14 protein-coding genes are annotated in these 17,370 nt (G+C 56.1%); 10 read left to right on the top strand and 4 right to left on the bottom strand.

Annotated features, from left to right (window positions below):
- Nucleotides 1-65 precede the first annotated feature (65 nt).
- Together CBE72_RS10200 and CBE72_RS10205 are read left to right on the top strand one after the other, a co-directional pair.
- Entirely contained in the window at nucleotides 66-1,820 is a 1,755-nt protein-coding gene (locus CBE72_RS10200) for a sensor histidine kinase (RefSeq protein WP_100143435.1), read from the top strand.
- Nucleotides 1,795-2,406, top strand: coding sequence for a response regulator transcription factor (locus CBE72_RS10205; RefSeq protein ID WP_308419684.1), 612 nt, complete (start codon nucleotides 1,795-1,797; stop codon nucleotides 2,404-2,406). Before CBE72_RS10200 ends, CBE72_RS10205 begins: the two co-directional genes overlap by 26 nt.
- A 4-nt stretch (nucleotides 2,407-2,410) precedes the next feature.
- On the opposite strand, the gene CBE72_RS10210 is transcribed toward CBE72_RS10205, so the two are convergent.
- Both CBE72_RS10210 and CBE72_RS10215 read right to left on the bottom strand, forming a co-directional pair.
- Entirely contained in the window at nucleotides 2,411-2,779 is a 369-nt protein-coding gene (locus CBE72_RS10210; RefSeq protein WP_100143436.1) for a YbbD-related protein, read from the bottom strand.
- Between the two features lie 168 nt (nucleotides 2,780-2,947).
- Nucleotides 2,948-4,468 (bottom strand): YifB family Mg chelatase-like AAA ATPase, encoded by a 1,521-nt coding sequence (locus tag CBE72_RS10215; protein WP_100143437.1) that lies wholly within the window; start codon nucleotides 4,466-4,468, stop codon nucleotides 2,948-2,950.
- A 377-nt stretch (nucleotides 4,469-4,845) separates the two neighbouring features.
- Between CBE72_RS10215 and CBE72_RS10220 the strand changes: the two genes are divergently transcribed.
- Nucleotides 4,846-5,094, top strand: coding sequence for a hypothetical protein (locus CBE72_RS10220; RefSeq protein WP_100143438.1), 249 nt, complete (start codon nucleotides 4,846-4,848; stop codon nucleotides 5,092-5,094).
- Between the two features lie 220 nt (nucleotides 5,095-5,314).
- Here the strand turns inward: CBE72_RS10220 and CBE72_RS10225 are convergent, their stop codons facing one another.
- A complete protein-coding gene (locus tag CBE72_RS10225; protein ID WP_100143439.1) occupies nucleotides 5,315-6,118 on the bottom strand; it encodes a substrate-binding periplasmic protein in 804 nt (267 codons plus the stop codon).
- A gap of 225 nt (nucleotides 6,119-6,343) precedes the next feature.
- Between CBE72_RS10225 and paeA the strand changes: the two genes are divergently transcribed.
- Nucleotides 6,344-7,675, top strand: coding sequence for a polyamine export protein PaeA (paeA, locus tag CBE72_RS10230; RefSeq protein ID WP_100143440.1), 1,332 nt, complete (start codon nucleotides 6,344-6,346; stop codon nucleotides 7,673-7,675).
- A 102-nt stretch (nucleotides 7,676-7,777) separates the two neighbouring features.
- Here paeA and ilvY read toward each other — a convergent pair whose 3' ends face one another.
- The gene (gene ilvY / locus CBE72_RS10235; protein ID WP_025010072.1) at nucleotides 7,778-8,650 is read right to left on the bottom strand and encodes an HTH-type transcriptional activator IlvY; all 873 of its coding nucleotides are present in this window, start codon (nucleotides 8,648-8,650) and stop codon (nucleotides 7,778-7,780) included.
- 148 nt (nucleotides 8,651-8,798) lie between these two features.
- Between ilvY and ilvC the strand changes: the two genes are divergently transcribed.
- From ilvC to CBE72_RS10265, 6 genes are all read left to right on the top strand, one after another.
- Nucleotides 8,799-10,280, top strand: coding sequence for a ketol-acid reductoisomerase (gene ilvC / locus CBE72_RS10240; protein ID WP_100143441.1), 1,482 nt, complete (start codon nucleotides 8,799-8,801; stop codon nucleotides 10,278-10,280).
- Between the two features lie 412 nt (nucleotides 10,281-10,692).
- Entirely contained in the window at nucleotides 10,693-12,369 is a 1,677-nt protein-coding gene (gene ilvG, locus CBE72_RS10245) for an acetolactate synthase 2 catalytic subunit (protein ID WP_100143442.1), read from the top strand.
- Nucleotides 12,366-12,623: an acetolactate synthase 2 small subunit gene (gene ilvM, locus CBE72_RS10250; RefSeq protein WP_025889838.1), complete on the top strand. Its 258-nt coding sequence runs from the start codon at nucleotides 12,366-12,368 to the stop codon at nucleotides 12,621-12,623. Before ilvG ends, ilvM begins: the two co-directional genes overlap by 4 nt.
- A gap of 36 nt (nucleotides 12,624-12,659) precedes the next feature.
- Complete coding sequence (gene ilvD / locus CBE72_RS10255; RefSeq protein ID WP_100143443.1) at nucleotides 12,660-14,516, top strand: dihydroxy-acid dehydratase; 1,857 nt, start codon at nucleotides 12,660-12,662, stop codon at nucleotides 14,514-14,516.
- Nucleotide 14,517: 1 nt separating this feature from the next.
- Nucleotides 14,518-16,071, top strand: coding sequence for a threonine ammonia-lyase, biosynthetic (ilvA, locus tag CBE72_RS10260; protein WP_100143444.1), 1,554 nt, complete (start codon nucleotides 14,518-14,520; stop codon nucleotides 16,069-16,071).
- A 127-nt stretch (nucleotides 16,072-16,198) separates the two neighbouring features.
- Nucleotides 16,199-17,329 (top strand): pyridoxal-phosphate-dependent aminotransferase family protein, encoded by a 1,131-nt coding sequence (locus tag CBE72_RS10265; RefSeq protein ID WP_100143445.1) that lies wholly within the window; start codon nucleotides 16,199-16,201, stop codon nucleotides 17,327-17,329.
- Nucleotides 17,330-17,370 lie beyond the last annotated feature (41 nt).

Genomic DNA, 17,370 nt, shown 5'->3' on the forward strand with positions numbered 1-17,370 from the left:
AAGCCGCTTGTCGCGGCATGAAATAACGCATAATGGCGAGGTGTTTAATGCTTAACTAATTTGCCATGTGCCGTTATTTACCAAGCGTGTTGTTGCTGCTTTGCTTGTGCCTGCCCCAGGCCTGGGCCGATATCCGTATCGGTATCCTCACTTTTGGCGAGCCGGCCGATGCGCTCTTGGCCTGGCAGGACACGGCGACAGCAATAAGCGAGCATACCGGCCAGAGGGTGACTCTGTTGCCTCTGACTCCAGCTGAGCTGGATCAACAGGTGAGCCAAGGCGCTCTGGATTTTATTCTCGCCAATCAATACGCCACTGTGGGTTATAAGAAAGACTATGGTGTCAGCCAGTTACTGACGCTTATACCCAGAGATGGCCGGGATCCGGAACTGGCGATGGGGTCGACGCTGGTGGCCCGACCCGAGGTGCAACTGACGAGTTGGCAGCAGTTGTCACAACTGAGGATCATCTCTACCGATCCCAAGGCTTTCGGCGGTTTTCTAATCTTCAGCGGTGAACTGGCGCTGCGGGGGATCAACCCTGCCACCGAGCTCAAGGCGTTGCAGTTTGTTGGCTTTCCGCAGACCGCTTTATTGGACAGGTTGCTGAGCGGCGAGGCCGATCTGGCGGTATTGCCCGCCTGTGTGCTGGAGCAGGCCATCGCTTCCGGGCGTTATCCCAAAGAGGCGTTTAAGGTGTTGCTGGCGGAAAAGCCCCCTGGGTTTCAGTGCCAGGTATCGAGCCGTTTATATCCCTATACCGCCCTGTCCAAGCCGGGTCACACAGATAACGCCCTGGCAACCGAAGTGGCGAGGGCACTGCTGGCGCTGACTGAGGAGGCAGCCGCGGCCAAGGCGGGCGGGTATGCGGGTTGGTCTGTGCCGGTGAACGACAGCAGCGTGTTTGCGCTGCGGCGCACTTTGCAGCAATGGCCGTTTCAAACCAACTGGCACAGGGTGGTTTCAGGTGTGGCTCCCTGGGTGGGGGCCATCTTGCTGTGCCTGCTGTTGGGGTATCTGCATCACTTACGGATAAAACGTCTGGTGGTGCAGCGCACCGGGGCACTGCGCAGCGAAATGGAGCAGCACAGCCGAACCCAAAAGGCTCTGCTTGAGCAGCGGAATCAGTTTTATCGGGCGCAGAGGGTACTGCTGACTGGTGAAATGGCTTCAGGTATCTCTCACGAACTCAAGCAGCCTCTGGCCGGGATCCGCTATCTGGCCCAGGGGTGTCTGTATCGTCTGGGAGACGAGCAGCAGGAGATCAAAGACGCCCTCGGCAAGCTTATCAGCCAGGTGGACAGGGCCCAGGATACGATTCGCCGATTACGGGAGTTTTGTCAGCAGCCCTGTGAGCGTCGCTGTTTTCGTCTGGACGAGCTCATTCGCGATACCCTGGCGCTGACGGCGCCCGAGCTCAAGCGTCTGGGGGTTGTCCCTGTGTGTGAGTTGCAAGCCGTGACCATAGATGGGGATGCTAACTTGTTGCAGCAGGTGTTGGTCAATCTGTTGCTCAATGCCTTGGATGCCATGGAGCATAGTGAGGAACCCTGGTTAAGGCTCAGTCTCGAGTGCAACGCCAAGCAATGTCGGCTGACGATATCCGATGCGGGCACTGGCTTGAGTGAGGCCCAGCTGGAACGACTGTTTTTCCCGTTTGAAACCAATAAGAGCAACGGCCTGGGATTGGGGATGATTATCTGCAAACGTATTGTGGAAGAACATGGTGGCAGCATCAGTGCCCACAACAGCGAGCGCGGCTTGGACATGGTGGTGGTACTGCCGAGGAGAATCGATGATGACCCCTGTATATCTGGTTGATGATGATCAGGATGTGCTTGAATCACTGCAGTGGATGCTCAAGGGCCAAGGCATAGAAGCGGTTGGTTTTGACTGTGCGGCAAGCTTCCTGGATGGTGCGGCCTGGCAACGGCCCGGGGTACTGGTACTCGATGTGCAGATGCCCGGCATGGATGGGATCAGTCTACATCAACAACTGCTGCAAGCGTCCAGTCCATTGGCGGTCATCATACTGACAGGTCATGGCAATATCGCCATGGCAGTAAAGGCGATGCAGCAAGGGGCGATGGATTTTCTCGAAAAGCCAGTCGATGGTGATCGGCTGCTTGAACTGTTAAGCAAGGGCGCAGCCCTGACGGCGCAGCGCTTTGCGGCCGGCAGTGAACAGGCCGAGATCCGCTGCCGTCTGGCAACCTTGACCCCGCGAGAGCGAGAGGTGATGCAAAGAGTGTTGGCGGGCAAGCTCAACAAGGTGATTGCCGCCGAGCTCTATGTCACCCAGAGAACGGTGGAGCTGCATCGTAAGAAAGTACTGGAGAAGATGGCCGTCCACAATGTGGCCGAGTTGGCCTTCCTGTTGGCCAAGTTGCAACCGTTACCTAGCTGAAGCCTTACTGCAGTTGGTACTGGATAACTCCGTCCTGGGTCAGGCGGAAGATCCACAGGGAGTCGCCTTCGCGGTAATACCAGCTGTTGGCCAGACCTTCTTCCGCTTTTAACTGAGAAGTGAACTCGCTCATCGCCGACATGGGCAGGCGGAAACTGCCGCTGGAGCTGTTGTTGTCCAGATCATTGTTGACCTTTATCTCTGTGGCTGAGGGCGGCAATATCGGCGGCAGCCAGCCACGCTCGAATACTCCTTCAGCCCGGGCTTCGGCCTCGGTGGGGTATTGTTCGCTGATGACATCGCTGCAACCCCAGAGTAAGGCGGTTAATGTCAGCATGGAGCTGATGGAAAGGGAACGCATCAGGGGGTTCATCTTGGGCTCCTTGTCAGAGAAATGGTGTTCTACTGTAACAAAGGCGGCCTGTACCTAGTCTGAAGCCAAGGTGTTTTCAGCTGTTTTGCTTTTTCTGGACGCTTGGTTTATGGCCATAGGCCCCTTTGTTGACTCGCCTAACATGCAGGCATCAATCCACATGGGTCATTAAAGCTGTTGCAAGCTGGCTAGCAAACGGTCCATCGCCCGATAACCCAGGGCCTGGGCCAGATGGCGTCGCTCGACCATGGGACTGAGCTGCAGATCGGCTATGGTGCGCGCCACTCGTTGCAGCCGATGAAAGCTGCGCACCGATAATCCCAGCTGATTGACACTCTGTTCGAGAAACGCCAGATCGCCGGGTTTGAAACCTGCCTGCTTCAATGCCTTACTGCCCAACTGACTATTGAGTACGCCGGCGCGGCTGAGTTGTAGTTCCCTAGCCGCAGCGACTCTGGCGGCTATCTGCTCACTGGTTTCACCTTGCGCCGTATCTGAAGTCAAGGCGCCTGGCGGGAGTTTGGGCACCTCAATGGTGAGGTCGAATCTGTCAATGAAAGGGCCTGACAGCCGGGCCAGGTAACGGCGGATCTGCTCTGGGCTGGCGCGGCTTCCCGGGCCAGCATCACCACAGGGGCTGGGGTTCATGGCGGCGATAAGTTGAAAACGGGCATCGAAGCGCAGTTTGGCTGCGGCGCGGGAGATGATGACATGGCCGGTTTCCATGGGTTCACGCAAGCAGTCGAGTACCTTGCGGGGGAACTCGGCAATTTCATCGAGAAACAGCACTCCCAGGTGAGCCAGTGAAATCTCGCCGGGTTTGGGGATTGAACCGCCACCCACCAAAGAGATGGCCGAGCTGGTGTGGTGCGGAGCGCGAAACGGGCGGCGATAAAACTCCCCCGGCTCAGTGGCCATGCCGGCCACTGAATGAATCGCAGCCACTTCCAGCGCCTCCTCATAACTCATGGGGGGCAGGAGTGAGGTTATCCGGCTGGCCAGCATGGTCTTGCCTGTGCCAGGTGGCCCCAGCATCAGCAGGTTATGCCCGCCGGCGGCAGCGATTTCCAGCGCTTGTTTGGCTTGATATTGGCCTATGACCTCCGACAGGCAGTCACTCGAGTGGGGCTTGGATTGTTCCAGCCATTCGGTTCCCGGCACTATCCCCGGCAGGGTTTGCTGCCCGTGCAGATAGGCGGCGATATGTTGCAGGTGCTGGGCCAGGCAACACTGTTGATAGCCCACCAAATCCGCCTCACTGCGGTTATCCTGTGGCAATACCAGTTTGATGCCTCTTTGACGGGCGGCGATGATCACCGGCAGGATCCCAGTGCAGTGCCTGACCTCACCGGACAGCCCAAGCTCACCGACAAATTCATGTTCGTCCAGGGATTTCAGTGGCAGTTGTCCGGATGCTGCCAGAATGCCAATGGCAATAGGAAGGTCGTAACGTCCACCCTGCTTGGGCAGATCGGCCGGTGCCAGATTGATAGTGATCCTGCGCATGGGGAACTCAAAACCCGCATTGATTATGGCGCTGCGGACTCTTTCTCTGGCTTCCTTGACCGAAGCTTCCGGCAACCCCACCAGATTGAAGGCCGGCAGGCCGTTGGAGAGGTGAGCTTCCACCAGTACCTGAGGCGCCTCCACACCTTTGGCGGCTCGGGTGGCAACTCTGGCTATGGGCATAACAGTTCCTTTGTTGTGCGCTTCCCTAGATGTTCTAGAGTGTAGCAGTTGCTTTGAATTTCAGTATCGTACGAGGAAGGTGACAGGGGATTTCGCTCGTTTAGGGAGATCATGCTGCCGCTAAGTGATGGACGGTTTGTCATCGAGGAGCGTGAATCATAGGTGCGAACCCACTCTAACGCTTTAACCTAAGTCACCGGGCAGCAACACAGTGAAGGGTCATATAACAGTCGGTATCGGGGACCGATTCGAGTAAAAATTATCACTGTCACGGCAAAAATTTCTCGTTATCATTGTGTGAATTTTGTTGGTAGCTTGTGCTTGTACTGTCCGTGCTGCGCTGATGTGTCGGCACTTTACTCACACAAGGAAACAAAATGAAAAGCTTAACTCTGCTGCTGGCTGGTATGTTACTCAGCGGTGCTGCCTTGGCAGCCGATGAAGAAAACGCTCTGCCTCAAGCCAGCGAAACCGATATTCAGCAGTTTCTGCAAACTTGTTTGCAAATGGCTGATGAAGATGGTGTTCCTGTTGAAGAACGTCAACAATATCTGCTCGATTGCGTTAATGATCAGCTCACTGAAATGGGATATCAACCTCTGCAAAGCCTGCCGGAAGCGAACTAGTCGCGGCAATCTCATTCCGACCTCTCCCAGGACTTAATCATTTAAGTTGTTTGCCATGAGGAATAGTGGCTTACGGCCGAGTTTGTTTCCAGTGCCTTGAGTCGAGCCTGTGATTGGTCGGGTGAATCTGGCTCATGGTATTTCACTCTATATCACCCATTTGGGATTGTCCCCTGTAAGGGGGAACCCAAGAAAGTCATCAAGAGTGGCTCTAGTCCCGTCATTTGCCGGTGAACTGTTGCAATATCTGCTGCAGTTCACCGCTTTTCTCCAGTTTGGTGATGCCCTCGTTGAAGTTTGTCAATAACGCCATTTTGTGTGGGCTTTGTCTCGAAACCAGCATATAGAAGGGCTCAGGATGCGTATCGGGTATGACTTGTGATAGCAGCCCAATCGCTTGGGGATCACGGTTCATCAGTTTTAGGGTGCCAGCGAAAATTTCCAATCGTGCCAGAAAGAAATCACATCGCCCCCGTTGCAGTAACTCGGGGATCAATGGCAGATCTTTACTCAGGGATAAGGGGATGGCGTTGTCCCAACCGAAGTGGCGATAGTTGAAACCACGAATGCCACACACTGTGCCCATCTGCGCCAGCTCAGTCAATGAGTTGAATTGTAAGCCTTCCGGGAAGCGCCGCTTGAGGAAGACTACCCCGGGAGTGAGGTAGTAATAGGAGCGCGATAGCAAAAACTTACGCCTTCGCTCGGGATTGGCCGAGGCGCTCATGGCGGCATCTATCTTGCCCTGTTCCACTTCCAACATGCATCTTGGCCAAGGCAGGGCAATGATGTGTAACTGCCAGTCCGGTGGCGGAAACAGTCGATAAAGCAGCTGAATATCATAGCCGTCACTGTTATGGGACTTACGGCCATCTATTCTGGAAAAGTAATTGAAGGGGGGAAATTCAGACTCTTCGACACATATTTTTAATGGTACGCCATTAAGCTCGTTTTCTGCGTTGGAGACCGGTGAGATAAGCATCACTGTCAAAAATGCCGCAAATGGATATAATGTGAGCTTCATTCCGGTAGAAGAGGCCTGCAATGGGTTTCTTGGAGTATAGCAAAGCCACTCAATTCGCCATTTTACCGCCCATACCGGTAACCAGTTCGCCTTTCTGACATCCCAGTCATTCCACTTTCAGGCCTGGACAAGGGCACGGCATAGAAGCGCTTTGTAACTAAGGTTTGTGTCAATAAGCCAACGTCATACCTAGGCTTTTACACTTACCCTAACTTAAGGTGTTGTATGAGTTTATTCGATAATTTGGTGATTATTTTTTGCCTGATCGGAACCAGCTGCTTTTTTTCCATGTCTGAAATTGCCCTGGCCGCTTCCCGTAAAATCCGTTTGCGGCAGATGGCCGAGGAGGGAGACTTACGTGCCGAAAAGGTGTTGGCGTTACAAACTACGCCGGGTAGCTTTTTCACCGTAGTGCAGATTGGTCTCAATGCCGTTGCCATTATGGGTGGTATTGTCGGTGAGTCTGCTTTTACCCCTTATTTTGCGGCAGCCTTGGCCCATGTGGTTCCGCCGCCCTGGGTAGGACAGGTAAGCTTTGTGTTGTCTTTCGTGTTGGTGACCAGTCTGTTTATTCTGATCGCCGACCTGATGCCCAAACGGGTTGCCATGGCCTTACCGGAGAAAGTGGCCGTTAACTTGGTAAACCCCATGCTTGTCTGTATAGCCTTGCTGCGTCCCTTTGTATGGGTATTCAACGGCATGGCCAACGGTATCTTCAAACTGTTGCAGATACCTACTGCCCGCAATGATGAAATCACCCCAGATGATATCTACGCCATTATGGATGCCGGTGCCGAGGCCGGTGTACTGGATAAGGGCGAGCAGCAGATGATCGAGAATGTGTTCGAAATGCAATCTGTCAGCGTCACCTCGGCAATGACCGCCCGTGAGAGCCTGGTGTATTTCCTGCTGCAGGATGACGAAGACGCTATCAAGAAAAAAATCGCCGAGGATCCGCACAACAAGTTTTTGGTGTGTGATGGTCAGCTGGACAATATCAAAGGGGTGGTGGACGCCAAGGAACTGCTGCTGCGGGTGATCAACGGCCGCAAGATAGATTTGAAAGATACCTCGTTAGTGCGCAACTGCCTGATCATTCCCGACACCCTGAGCCTGTCGGAAGCCATGGAATATTTCCGTCATCACAGGGCCGACTTTGCGGTGGTGATGAATGAATACGCTTTGGTGGTAGGGATAGTGACTACTGACGATCTGCAAAGTGCGGTAATGGGCGCCTGGTCGCTGCATGAAAGTGAAGAACAGATAGTGCCCCGTGATGCCAACTCCTGGCTGGTGGACGGAGTGACGCCGATAACCGACGTGATGCGTGCCTTTGGTATTGAAGAGTTTCCGCAAAACCAAAACTATGAAACCATCGCCGGTTTTATGATGTATACGTTACGCAAGATCCCTAAGCGTACCGACTCGGTTAACTACGCAGGTTATAAGTTTGAAGTGGTAGACATAGATGCCTACAAGGTTGACCAGTTGCTGGTCACCCGCCTCTTGCCTCAGGAAGATCAGCTGCCCAAGGATGAAGAGTCACTCGATATTTAAGGTAAGCTCGAAGGGCGTGGCATACAGACCATAGACTGAGTTAAGCATTTTGCATAGGGCTCAGTTATAAGTGGTAAAGCCCGCCCGACTTTCCAAGCTTAGCTAAATCACTTCCAGAAACGCACTCACCAAGGGATCCTGGCGCCGCTTGGCCTTGCAGCAGCACCCGAGTTCAAAGGGGGCTATCTCGGCCGGTGAGGCCAGGGTTTTTATTCTCTCGCCCAGTGGACTGTTGGCTACCACTACATCCGGAGTGATGCTGACACCGCAGCCCAGAGCCACCATGGGCACTATCGCCTCGTGGCCCGATACCTGGGCATAGATATTGGCCTTGATCCCCATCGCCTTGAACCAGCGCTCGGCCCGTAAACGCCCGGGGCCGTGGTCTGGCACGATAAAGGGTAGTTGCTCCCAGGGAATAGGATTTTGCGCCAGCAGCGACTGCAACTGACAGTTGATGGTGGGCGCGATAATCGACAGCGGCACCTCACCTATGGGGGCAAAGTGCAGACTCGGCGGAAAGTCCTGCGGCAGGGCGGCGATGGCGATATCCGCCCTCTGTTGCTGAATTTCCTGTACCGCATCGGCGGCATCACCCGTGGTGAGTTTGATGTCGACCAGGGGCTGCTGGCGGCGAAACTTATCCAATAGGGCCGGCAGGTGGCTGTAGGCGGCTGTGACCGAACAATAGAGTTGCAGCGTGCCCCTCAGCAGCTTTTGCTGCGGATCCAGCTCGCGGCGCAGTTCCTGCCACTGAGTCAATGTCTGGCTGGCGAAGCGGCGAAAGGCTTCGCCAGCGTGGGTCAGGGTGACGCTGCGGTTGTCCCGCTCCAGCAGCTTGCTGCCCACTTCATCTTCCAGCCTTTGCAGGGTGCGACTTAAGGTTGAAGGGCTGACATGCATCCGGGTGGCGGTGCGGGAAAAATGCAGGGTGTCGCAGAGATCCAGATAGAGTTTTATCGCCCGAATATCCATGCCGTTTTGCCTCTCTTGTTGTTGCGTTTTGTGCAACATGACATGCCGAATATATCATTTCAAGCAATTTAAACCATGGGCTATAGTGATTTGCATCACTGAGCCGTTTCGGCTTGGTCCCAGGAATTCGGTTAAACAGGTGGCTAAGATGGCAAATTACTTCAATACCCTGAATCTGCGGCAGCAGTTGGCACAGCTGAGCCAGTGCCGTTTTATGGAGCGCAGCGAGTTTGAAAACGGCTGTGACTATATCAAGGACTGGAATATTGTCATCCTTGGCTGTGGTGCCCAAGGTCTCAATCAGGGGTTGAACATGCGTGACTCAGGGCTGAACATCGCCTATGCCCTGCGCAGCGAAGCCATAGCCGAGAAACGCGCCTCCTGGCAGCGGGCTACCGAAAACGGTTTCAAGGTAGGCACCTTCGAAGAGCTGATCCCCACAGCCGATCTGGTACTGAACCTGACACCGGACAAGCAGCACACTCCTGTGGTCAATGCGGTAATGCCCTTGATGAAACAAGGTGCGACCCTGTCCTATTCCCACGGTTTCAACATAGTGGAAGAGGGGATGCAGGTGCGGCCGGACATCACTGTCATCATGGTGGCGCCCAAGTGCCCCGGTACCGAAGTGCGTGAGGAATACAAGCGTGGCTTTGGGGTACCGACACTGATCGCTGTGCATCCTGAGAACGATCCCAATGGCGATGGCCTGGAGATCGCCAAGGCCTATGCCAGTGCTACCGGCGGCGATCGTGCCGGCGTGCTGCACTCCTCGTTTATCGCCGAGGTGAAGTCTGATCTGATGGGCGAGCAGACCATTCTCTGCGGCATGCTGCAGACAGGGGCGATTCTGGGTTATGACAAGATGGTGGCCGATGGCGTTGAGCCGGGATATGCCGCCAAGCTTATCCAGCAAGGCTGGGAAACCATTACAGAGGCGCTCAAGCATGGTGGTATCACCAATATGATGGATCGCTTGTCCAACCCGGCCAAGATCAAGGCGTTTGAAATTGCCGAAGAGCTTAAGGTGTTGCTGACCCCGCTGTTTGAAAAACATATGGACGACATCATCAGCGGCGAGTTTTCCGCCACCATGATGGCCGACTGGGCCAATGACGACGCCAATTTGCTGCGCTGGCGTGAAGAGACCAATAACACAGGTTTTGAAAAGGCGCCGACCTGCGCCGAGCAGATAGATGAGCAGACCTATTTCGACAAGGGGATCTTCCTGGTGGCCATGATCAAGGCCGGGGTGGAACTGGCGTTCGATACCATGGTCGATGCCGGGATCATCGAAGAGTCGGCCTACTACGAGTCGTTGCATGAGACGCCGCTGATTGCCAACACCATAGCCCGTAAACGCCTTTATGAGATGAACGTAGTGATCTCGGATACCGCCGAATATGGCTGTTACCTGTTCAACCATGCCGCCGTGCCGCTGCTGCGTGACTATGTCAACGCCCTCTCTCCCGAGGTCCTGGGCGCCGGTCTCAAGGATTCGGGCAATGGGGTCGATAATCTGCGTCTGATCGAGGTCAACGAAGCGATTCGCCATACGGCCGTCGAGTATGTCGGTGCCGAACTTCGCGGTTACATGACTGAAATGAAAAGGATAAACCTGCAAGATTGACGTAAACGTCAGCTTGATTGCCGCCGGCGGCAATCAAGCTGTTTAGGCGAGCCATTGGCGAGGGTGCCATAGCCAGGTCAAGTTGGAAGATTTTCAGGTTGTGAATTTTTTTGTTGTGTTCTGAAAACACTTTATGGTAATGGTTAATAAGTGCGCCGCCAAAGGGCTCGCCAAGCAGATAAATTGAATACAGGAAACTGTCTGAGAAATGTTTAACTTAAGCGCCAAGCTCCTCCTCGTGATTATTACCGTCGTGATTATTCCATCACAGCGGGGGCGGCTCGTGGCGCGACGACAGACCAGATAGGGTCAGAAATTGCAAACAAACCCCCCGCTCCGAAAGGACCGGGGGGTTTGTCGTTTCAGGGCCATTGAAAACTTAAACAGCAGCAAAAATAGGCGAGATAACAAGATGGAACAAGGGCAGAAGATCAGCGGCAGTGAAGCAGTTATCAAGGTATTGGCCGCCCATGGGGTGAACACGGTTTTTGGTTATCCCGGCGGTGCCATCATGCCTATCTACGATGCTCTCTACGACAGCCAGGTCGAACATCTGCTCTCCCGTCATGAACAGGGCGCCGCCTTCGCCGCCGTCGGTTATGCCCGCTCAAGCGGCAAGACGGGCGTCTGCCTGGCTACCTCGGGCCCGGGGGCGACCAATCTGATCACCGCCTTGGCCGATGCGCTGCTGGACTCAGTGCCGCTGGTGGCCATCACGGGCCAGGTTTCCACCTCTGTGATAGGCACAGATGCCTTTCAGGAGATGGACGTGCTGGGCATGAGCCTGTCATGTACCAAACACAGCTTTATGGTGACCCGCGCCGAGGAACTGGTTGCTACCCTGTACCGCGCCTTCGAAATCGCCGCCTCCGGCCGTCCCGGTCCTGTGCTGGTGGATATCCCCAAAGACATCCAGCTTGCCCAAGTGGAATACAAGGCGCCGCTGCAGGCGGTGCCCGATGAGCCTGAGCTGGACCAGGCGGCTTTGGCAGAAGCCAACGCCTTGCTGGCGGCCGCGCGCCAACCCATGTTGTACGTTGGTGGCGGCGTCGGTATGGCGGGCGCAGTGGAGCCGCTGCGGGCCTTTATTCAGCGCAGCGGTATTCCTTCGGTGGCAACGCTTAAGGGGCTGGGCGCCATAGCCCACGGCACTCAAGGTTACCTGGGGATGCTGGGGATGCACGGCAACAAGGCCGCCAACCTAGCGGTGCAGCAGTGCGATCTGCTGCTGGTGGTTGGCGCCCGTTTCGATGACAGGGTCACGGGTAGGCTGGAGAGCTTTGCCAGCAAGGCCAAGGTGATCCACCTGGATATCGATGCCGCCGAACTTGGCAAACTGCGCCAGCCGGATGTGGCCATGGATGGGGATTTAAGAAGCATATTGACGCAACTGGCGCCGCAAGCGCTGCAGATAGCACCCTGGCAGGCGGAAGTCGAGCACCTGCGGGCGCTGCACCAGTGGGATTACGCCCACCCAGGCTCACTCATCTATGCGCCGGCCATGTTGCGCCGTCTGGCCAACAAGCTGCCGAGCGACTCTGTGGTGAGCTGTGATGTCGGCCAGCACCAGATGTGGGTTGCCCAGCATATGCATTTTCGCCGCCCGGAAGATCATCTTTCCAGTGCCGGGCTTGGCACCATGGGCTTTGGCTTGCCGGCGGCCATAGGCGCGCAGATGGCAAGGCCGGATGCCACTGTGGTCACGGTTTCCGGCGATGGTTCTTTCATGATGAATGTGCAGGAGCTGACCACCATCAAGCGTCGTAAACTGCCGGTGAAGATACTTTTGATAGATAACCAGAAGTTGGGCATGGTGAAACAGTGGCAACAGCTGTTTTTTGAAGAGAGATACAGCGAAACCGACCTGTCCGATAACCCCGATTTTGTTACCCTGGCGTCCTCCTTCGATATCCCCGGACGCACCATCTACTCGGCCGATGAGGTTGAGCAGGCACTGGATGAGATGCTCAGTGCCAAAGGCCCCTTCCTGCTGCACGTCGCCATAGACGATGCCTTTAATGTCTGGCCGCTGGTTCCCCCCGGCGCCTCCAACTGTGAAATGATGGAACAAACGGAGAAGCGATCATGATCCATAATCTGGAATTGACCCTGGAACAACGCCCCGAAGTGCTGGAACGTGTATTGCGGGTAACCCGTCACCGCGGCTTTACCGTCCGCGATATGCATATGACACTGGCCGAGGATCAGCGCCTGCAGCTGGCAATGGCGGTCGACAGTGACAGAGCCATAGAGCTGCTGAGTCGTCAGTTGACTAAGCTGGTAGACGTGGCCCGCTGCACTGTGCGGCCCGCAAGCTGCCTCTCCCGTACCGTCAACGGCTAACCAAGAATCATCAGAATAAGCGTAAGGAATTGAGCAATGTCCAAACTCAGATCAGCAACCAGTACCGAAGGCCGCAACATGGCCGGAGCCCGAGCTCTTTGGCGTGCCACAGGGGTCAAGGAAGGCGACTTCGGTAAGCCCATTATCGCCATTGCCAATTCCTTCACTCAGTTTGTCCCCGGTCATGTGCATCTGAAAGACATGGGCTCCCTGGTGGCATCGGCCATCGAAGAGGCCGGCGGCATCGCCAAAGAGTTCAACACCATAGCGGTCGATGACGGCATCGCCATGGGCCATGGCGGCATGCTCTATTCCCTGCCTTCCCGTGAACTGATTGCCGACAGCGTCGAGTATATGGTCAATGCCCACTGCGCCGATGCTCTGGTGTGTATCTCCAACTGCGACAAGATCACCCCCGGCATGTTGATGGCGGCGCTGCGGCTCAATATCCCTGTGGTATTTGTCTCCGGCGGGCCTATGGAAGCGGGCAAGACCAAACTGTCCGATAAGCTTATCAAGCTGGATCTGGTGGATGCCATGGTGGCGGCGGCCGATGACAGGGTGTCCGATGCCGACAGCGAGAAAATCGAACGCAGCGCCTGCCCAACCTGTGGCAGCTGCTCCGGCATGTTTACCGCCAATTCGATGAACTGCCTGACCGAGGCGTTGGGGCTGTCGCTGCCGGGCAACGGCTCCATGTTGGCGACCCACAGTGATCGACGCGAACTGTTTCTGGAGGCGGGCAGGAGAGTGATGGCGCTGGCCAAGCGCTACTACTCGGATGATGATGCCTCGGTATTGCCGCGCAATATCGCCAACTTCAAGGCGTTCGAGAATGCCATGACTTTGGATATCGCCATGGGCGGTTCTTCCAACACTGTGCTGCACCTGTTGGCGGCGGCTCAGGAAGCAGAAGTGGATTTCACCATGACGGATATCGACCGTCTCAGCCGCAAGGTGCCGCACCTTTGCAAGGTGGCACCTTCGACCCCTAAATACCATATGGAAGATGTCCACAGAGCCGGTGGCGTAATGGGGATCTTGGGTGAGCTGGAACGCGCAGGTTTATTGCATACTGATGTTAACCATGTGGCTTCCGATGATGGCTCGCTTGAGTCTGTGTTGGCCAATTATGATGTGATGCGCACCGAGTCTGCGAAGGTAAAAGACTTCTTCAGCGCCGGTCCCGCGGGGATCCCTACTACCCAGGCCTTCAGCCAGGATTGCCGCTGGCCATCACTGGATACAGATCGCCGTGAAGGTTGTATCCGCAGCCGCGAGTTTGCTTTCAGTCAGGAAGGGGGCTTGGCGGTACTGTCCGGTAATCTGGCCGAGCATGGCTGCATAGTGAAAACCGCCGGGGTGGATGAATCCAACCTGAGGTTCAAGGGCGTGGCCAGGGTATATGAGAGCCAGGACGAGGCCGTTGCCGGGATCCTCGGCGGTGAAGTGGTCGCCGGGGATGTGGTGGTTATTCGCTACGAAGGCCCCAAAGGTGGCCCTGGCATGCAGGAGATGCTTTATCCCACCAGTTACCTCAAGTCCCGCGGTTTGGGCAAGGCCTGCGCCTTAATCACAGATGGCCGCTTCTCCGGCGGTACGTCCGGGCTGTCCATAGGCCATGTGTCACCGGAAGCCGCCTCAGGGGGCACTATCGCCTTGATTGAAAATGGTGACGCCATTGAAATCGATATCCCGGCCCGCAGCATCACGCTTAAGCTGAGCGATGCTGAGCTCGCCCGGCGCCGTGAGGCGATGCAGGCCAAGGGACCTTTGGCCTGGAAGCCGTTGGCACGGGTGCGCCCTGTGTCGCTGGCGCTCAAGGCTTATGCCATGTTGGCCACCAGTGCCGACAAGGGCGCCGTGCGCGATCGCACTAAGTTGGAGGGCTAGTATGTTGGCGCTGGCATCCAAGAGTCAGCTGTCGCTGGCCAACTATTATCTGCAGAAGATCCTCTTGTCCCATGTCTATGATGTGGCGCGGGTTACCCCGCTGTCGAGTCTGAACAAGTTGTCGGCCCGCCTGGGCTGTCAGGTGTTTCTCAAACGCGAGGATATGCAACCGGTACACTCGTTCAAGCTGCGCGGCGCCTATAACCGCATTGCCGCCTTGAACCCCGCTGAGTGCGAAAACGGAGTGGTATGTGCCTCGGCCGGTAATCATGCACAGGGCGTTGCCATGTCGGCTTCGAGCCGCGGGGTCGACGCCGTGATAGTGATGCCAACCACCACCCCGGACATCAAGATAGATGCGGTGCGCCGCCTTGGCGGCAATGTGGTGCTTCATGGGCAGTCGTTCGATCAGGCTAATCAGTATGCCATGTCGCTGGCCCAGGATGAGGGGCGGGTGTTTATTCCCCCCTTTGATGATGAGGCGGTAATCGCCGGGCAGGGCACGGTTGCCCAGGAGATGCTGCAGCAGCAAAGAGATCTTGAAGTGGTGTTTGTGCCAGTGGGCGGCGGTGGCTTAATCGCTGGCATTGCCGCTTACTACAAAGCTGTGATGCCCGAGGTGAAGATCATCGGTGTCGAGCCGGAAGATGCCGCCTGTCTCAAGGCAGCGCTGGAAGCCGATGAGCCGGTGACGCTGGAGCAGGTGGGTTTGTTTGCCGATGGGGTGGCGGTTAAGCGTATAGGTCAGGAACCTTTTCGATTGGCGCGGGAATATGTCGATGAGGTGGTGACTGTCAGCTCGGATGAGATCTGCGCCGCGGTCAAGGATATCTTTGAGGATACCCGCGCCATTGCCGAACCTGCCGGTGCTTTGTCGCTGGCCGGGCTGAAAAAGTATGTCGGTGACAAGGGCAAGGGCGAGAAACTGGTGGCGATTCTCAGCGGAGCCAATGTCAATTTTCACAGCCTGAGATATGTGTCCGAGCGCTGCGAGCTGGGCGAGCATAAAGAGGCGGTACTGGCAGTGACCATTCCGGAAAGGCCGGGTTCCTTCCTGCATTTTTGTGAACTGCTGGAGCGGCGGGTGATGACAGAGTTCAACTACCGTTTCAGCGGGCGCGATCGCGCCGTGGTCTTTGCCGGGATCCGTCTTAGCGAAGGTGTCAGCGAGCTGCAGGCGATTATCTCCCGCCTGGAGAGTGCCGGTTTTGCGGTGCAGGATCTATCTGCCGATGAGGCGGCCAAACTGCATGTGCGTTATATGGTGGGCGGCTTGCCACCCGAGCCTTTGGAAGAAAAACTGCTCAGCTTTGAATTCCCGGAGCATCCCGGAGCCTTGCTGCAGTTTCTCACGACATTGAAGAGCAAGTGGAACATCAGTTTGTTTCACTATCGCAACCATGGCGCCGCCTTTGGGCGGGTGCTGGCCGGCTTTGAAGTGCCCAAGGCCGATGAAGCCGCCTTTGATCAGTTTCTGGATGAGTTGGGGTTTGTCTGTCAGGACGAGACGGATAACCCCGCCTACCGGCTGTTTCTGGCGCGCCCAGGCCAGTGAGATCCTGAAAGGGAAAAGGTCGACTGTCTTCGCCAAAAGCAGGGGCAGTCCGGCGGTCAGTTTTATGCTATGGTCTTGAGTTATTATTCTAATCCGTATCCTGAAACCTCTTGTAAGGAGAGCCAAGATGTTTGCTGCACCCTCGGTTAGCGCTTTTAACCCTCCCCGCCGGATCCTGATGGGCCCCGGCCCTTCGGATGTCTATCCTCAGGTATTGGCGGCGCAGTCGCGGCCGACGGTCGGGCATCTGGATCCTCTGTTTGTGGCCATGATGGACGAGCTCAAGAGTCTCATTCAATATGCGTTTCAAACCCGCAACGAGATGACTATAGCGGTATCTGCCCCGGGCAGCGCCGGTATGGAGACCTGTTTCGTTAACCTGGTGGAGCCGGGCGAAAAGGTGATTGTCTGCCGTAACGGGGTGTTTGGCGACAGAATGCGCCAGAACGTCGAGCGGATTGGCGCCGAGGCGGTGGTGCTGGATTTCGAATGGGGTACAGCGGTTGACCCAGAAGTGGTGGAAGCTGCGCTGAAGGCGCATCCCGATGCCGCCTTCCTGGCCTTTGTGCACGCCGAAACCTCCACCGGTGCGCTTTCCAACGCCAAAACACTGTGCGCCCTGGCGCGTGAGCATGGCTGTCTGTCGATTGTCGATGCCGTAACTTCCCTCGGAGGCGTCGAGCTCAGAGTCGATGATTGGGGCATAGATGCAATCTATTCCGGCAGTCAGAAGTGCCTCTCCTGTGTGCCTGGGTTGTCCCCCGTGTCCTTCTCACCGGCCGCCGTGGCCAAACTCAAGGCGCGCAAGAGCCCGGTGCAGAGCTGGTTTCTGGATCAGTCCCTGGTGATGGGGTATTGGAGCGGTGATGGCAAGCGCAGTTATCACCACACAGCGCCCGTTAATGCCCTGTACTCACTGCACGAAGCGCTGCGGTTACTGGCCGAAGAGGGGCTGGAAAATGCCTGGCAGCGTCACCGAGAGATGCACCTTTTGCTGCGTCAGGGGCTTGAGTCCATGGGGCTCGAATTTGTGGTGGCCGAGCAGAGCCGCTTACCGCAGCTCAATGCGGTTTATATCCCGCAAGGTGTTGATGATGGCGCCGTGAGAAAGCAGCTGTTGGATAATTATAATCTGGAGATAGGTGCCGGTCTCGGCGCCTTGGCCGGAAAGGCTTGGCGTATCGGCCTGATGGGTTACGGTGCCAGACGGGAAAATGTTGCCCTTTGCCTGCGGGCTCTGGCCGAAGTGCTTAACTGATAGCCCGCCTTTAGATAAACGCCCCGTCCAATGACGGGGCG

Source organism: Shewanella carassii, from assembly GCF_002777975.1.
Lineage (GTDB): Bacteria > Pseudomonadota > Gammaproteobacteria > Enterobacterales > Shewanellaceae > Shewanella > Shewanella carassii.

Coding starts and splice junctions, on each gene's coding strand:
- CBE72_RS10200 (WP_100143435.1), top strand. CDS start 66: ATGTGCCGTTATTTACCAAGCGTGTTGTTGCTGCTTTGCTTGTGCCTG.
- CBE72_RS10205 (WP_308419684.1), top strand. CDS start 1,795: ATGATGACCCCTGTATATCTGGTTGATGATGATCAGGATGTGCTTGAA.
- CBE72_RS10210 (WP_100143436.1), bottom strand. CDS start 2,779: ATGAACCCCCTGATGCGTTCCCTTTCCATCAGCTCCATGCTGACATTA.
- CBE72_RS10215 (WP_100143437.1), bottom strand. CDS start 4,468: ATGCCCATAGCCAGAGTTGCCACCCGAGCCGCCAAAGGTGTGGAGGCG.
- CBE72_RS10220 (WP_100143438.1), top strand. CDS start 4,846: ATGAAAAGCTTAACTCTGCTGCTGGCTGGTATGTTACTCAGCGGTGCT.
- CBE72_RS10225 (WP_100143439.1), bottom strand. CDS start 6,118: ATGAAGCTCACATTATATCCATTTGCGGCATTTTTGACAGTGATGCTT.
- paeA (WP_100143440.1), top strand. CDS start 6,344: ATGAGTTTATTCGATAATTTGGTGATTATTTTTTGCCTGATCGGAACC.
- ilvY (WP_025010072.1), bottom strand. CDS start 8,650: ATGGATATTCGGGCGATAAAACTCTATCTGGATCTCTGCGACACCCTG.
- ilvC (WP_100143441.1), top strand. CDS start 8,799: ATGGCAAATTACTTCAATACCCTGAATCTGCGGCAGCAGTTGGCACAG.
- ilvG (WP_100143442.1), top strand. CDS start 10,693: ATGGAACAAGGGCAGAAGATCAGCGGCAGTGAAGCAGTTATCAAGGTA.
- ilvM (WP_025889838.1), top strand. CDS start 12,366: ATGATCCATAATCTGGAATTGACCCTGGAACAACGCCCCGAAGTGCTG.
- ilvD (WP_100143443.1), top strand. CDS start 12,660: ATGTCCAAACTCAGATCAGCAACCAGTACCGAAGGCCGCAACATGGCC.
- ilvA (WP_100143444.1), top strand. CDS start 14,518: ATGTTGGCGCTGGCATCCAAGAGTCAGCTGTCGCTGGCCAACTATTAT.
- CBE72_RS10265 (WP_100143445.1), top strand. CDS start 16,199: ATGTTTGCTGCACCCTCGGTTAGCGCTTTTAACCCTCCCCGCCGGATC.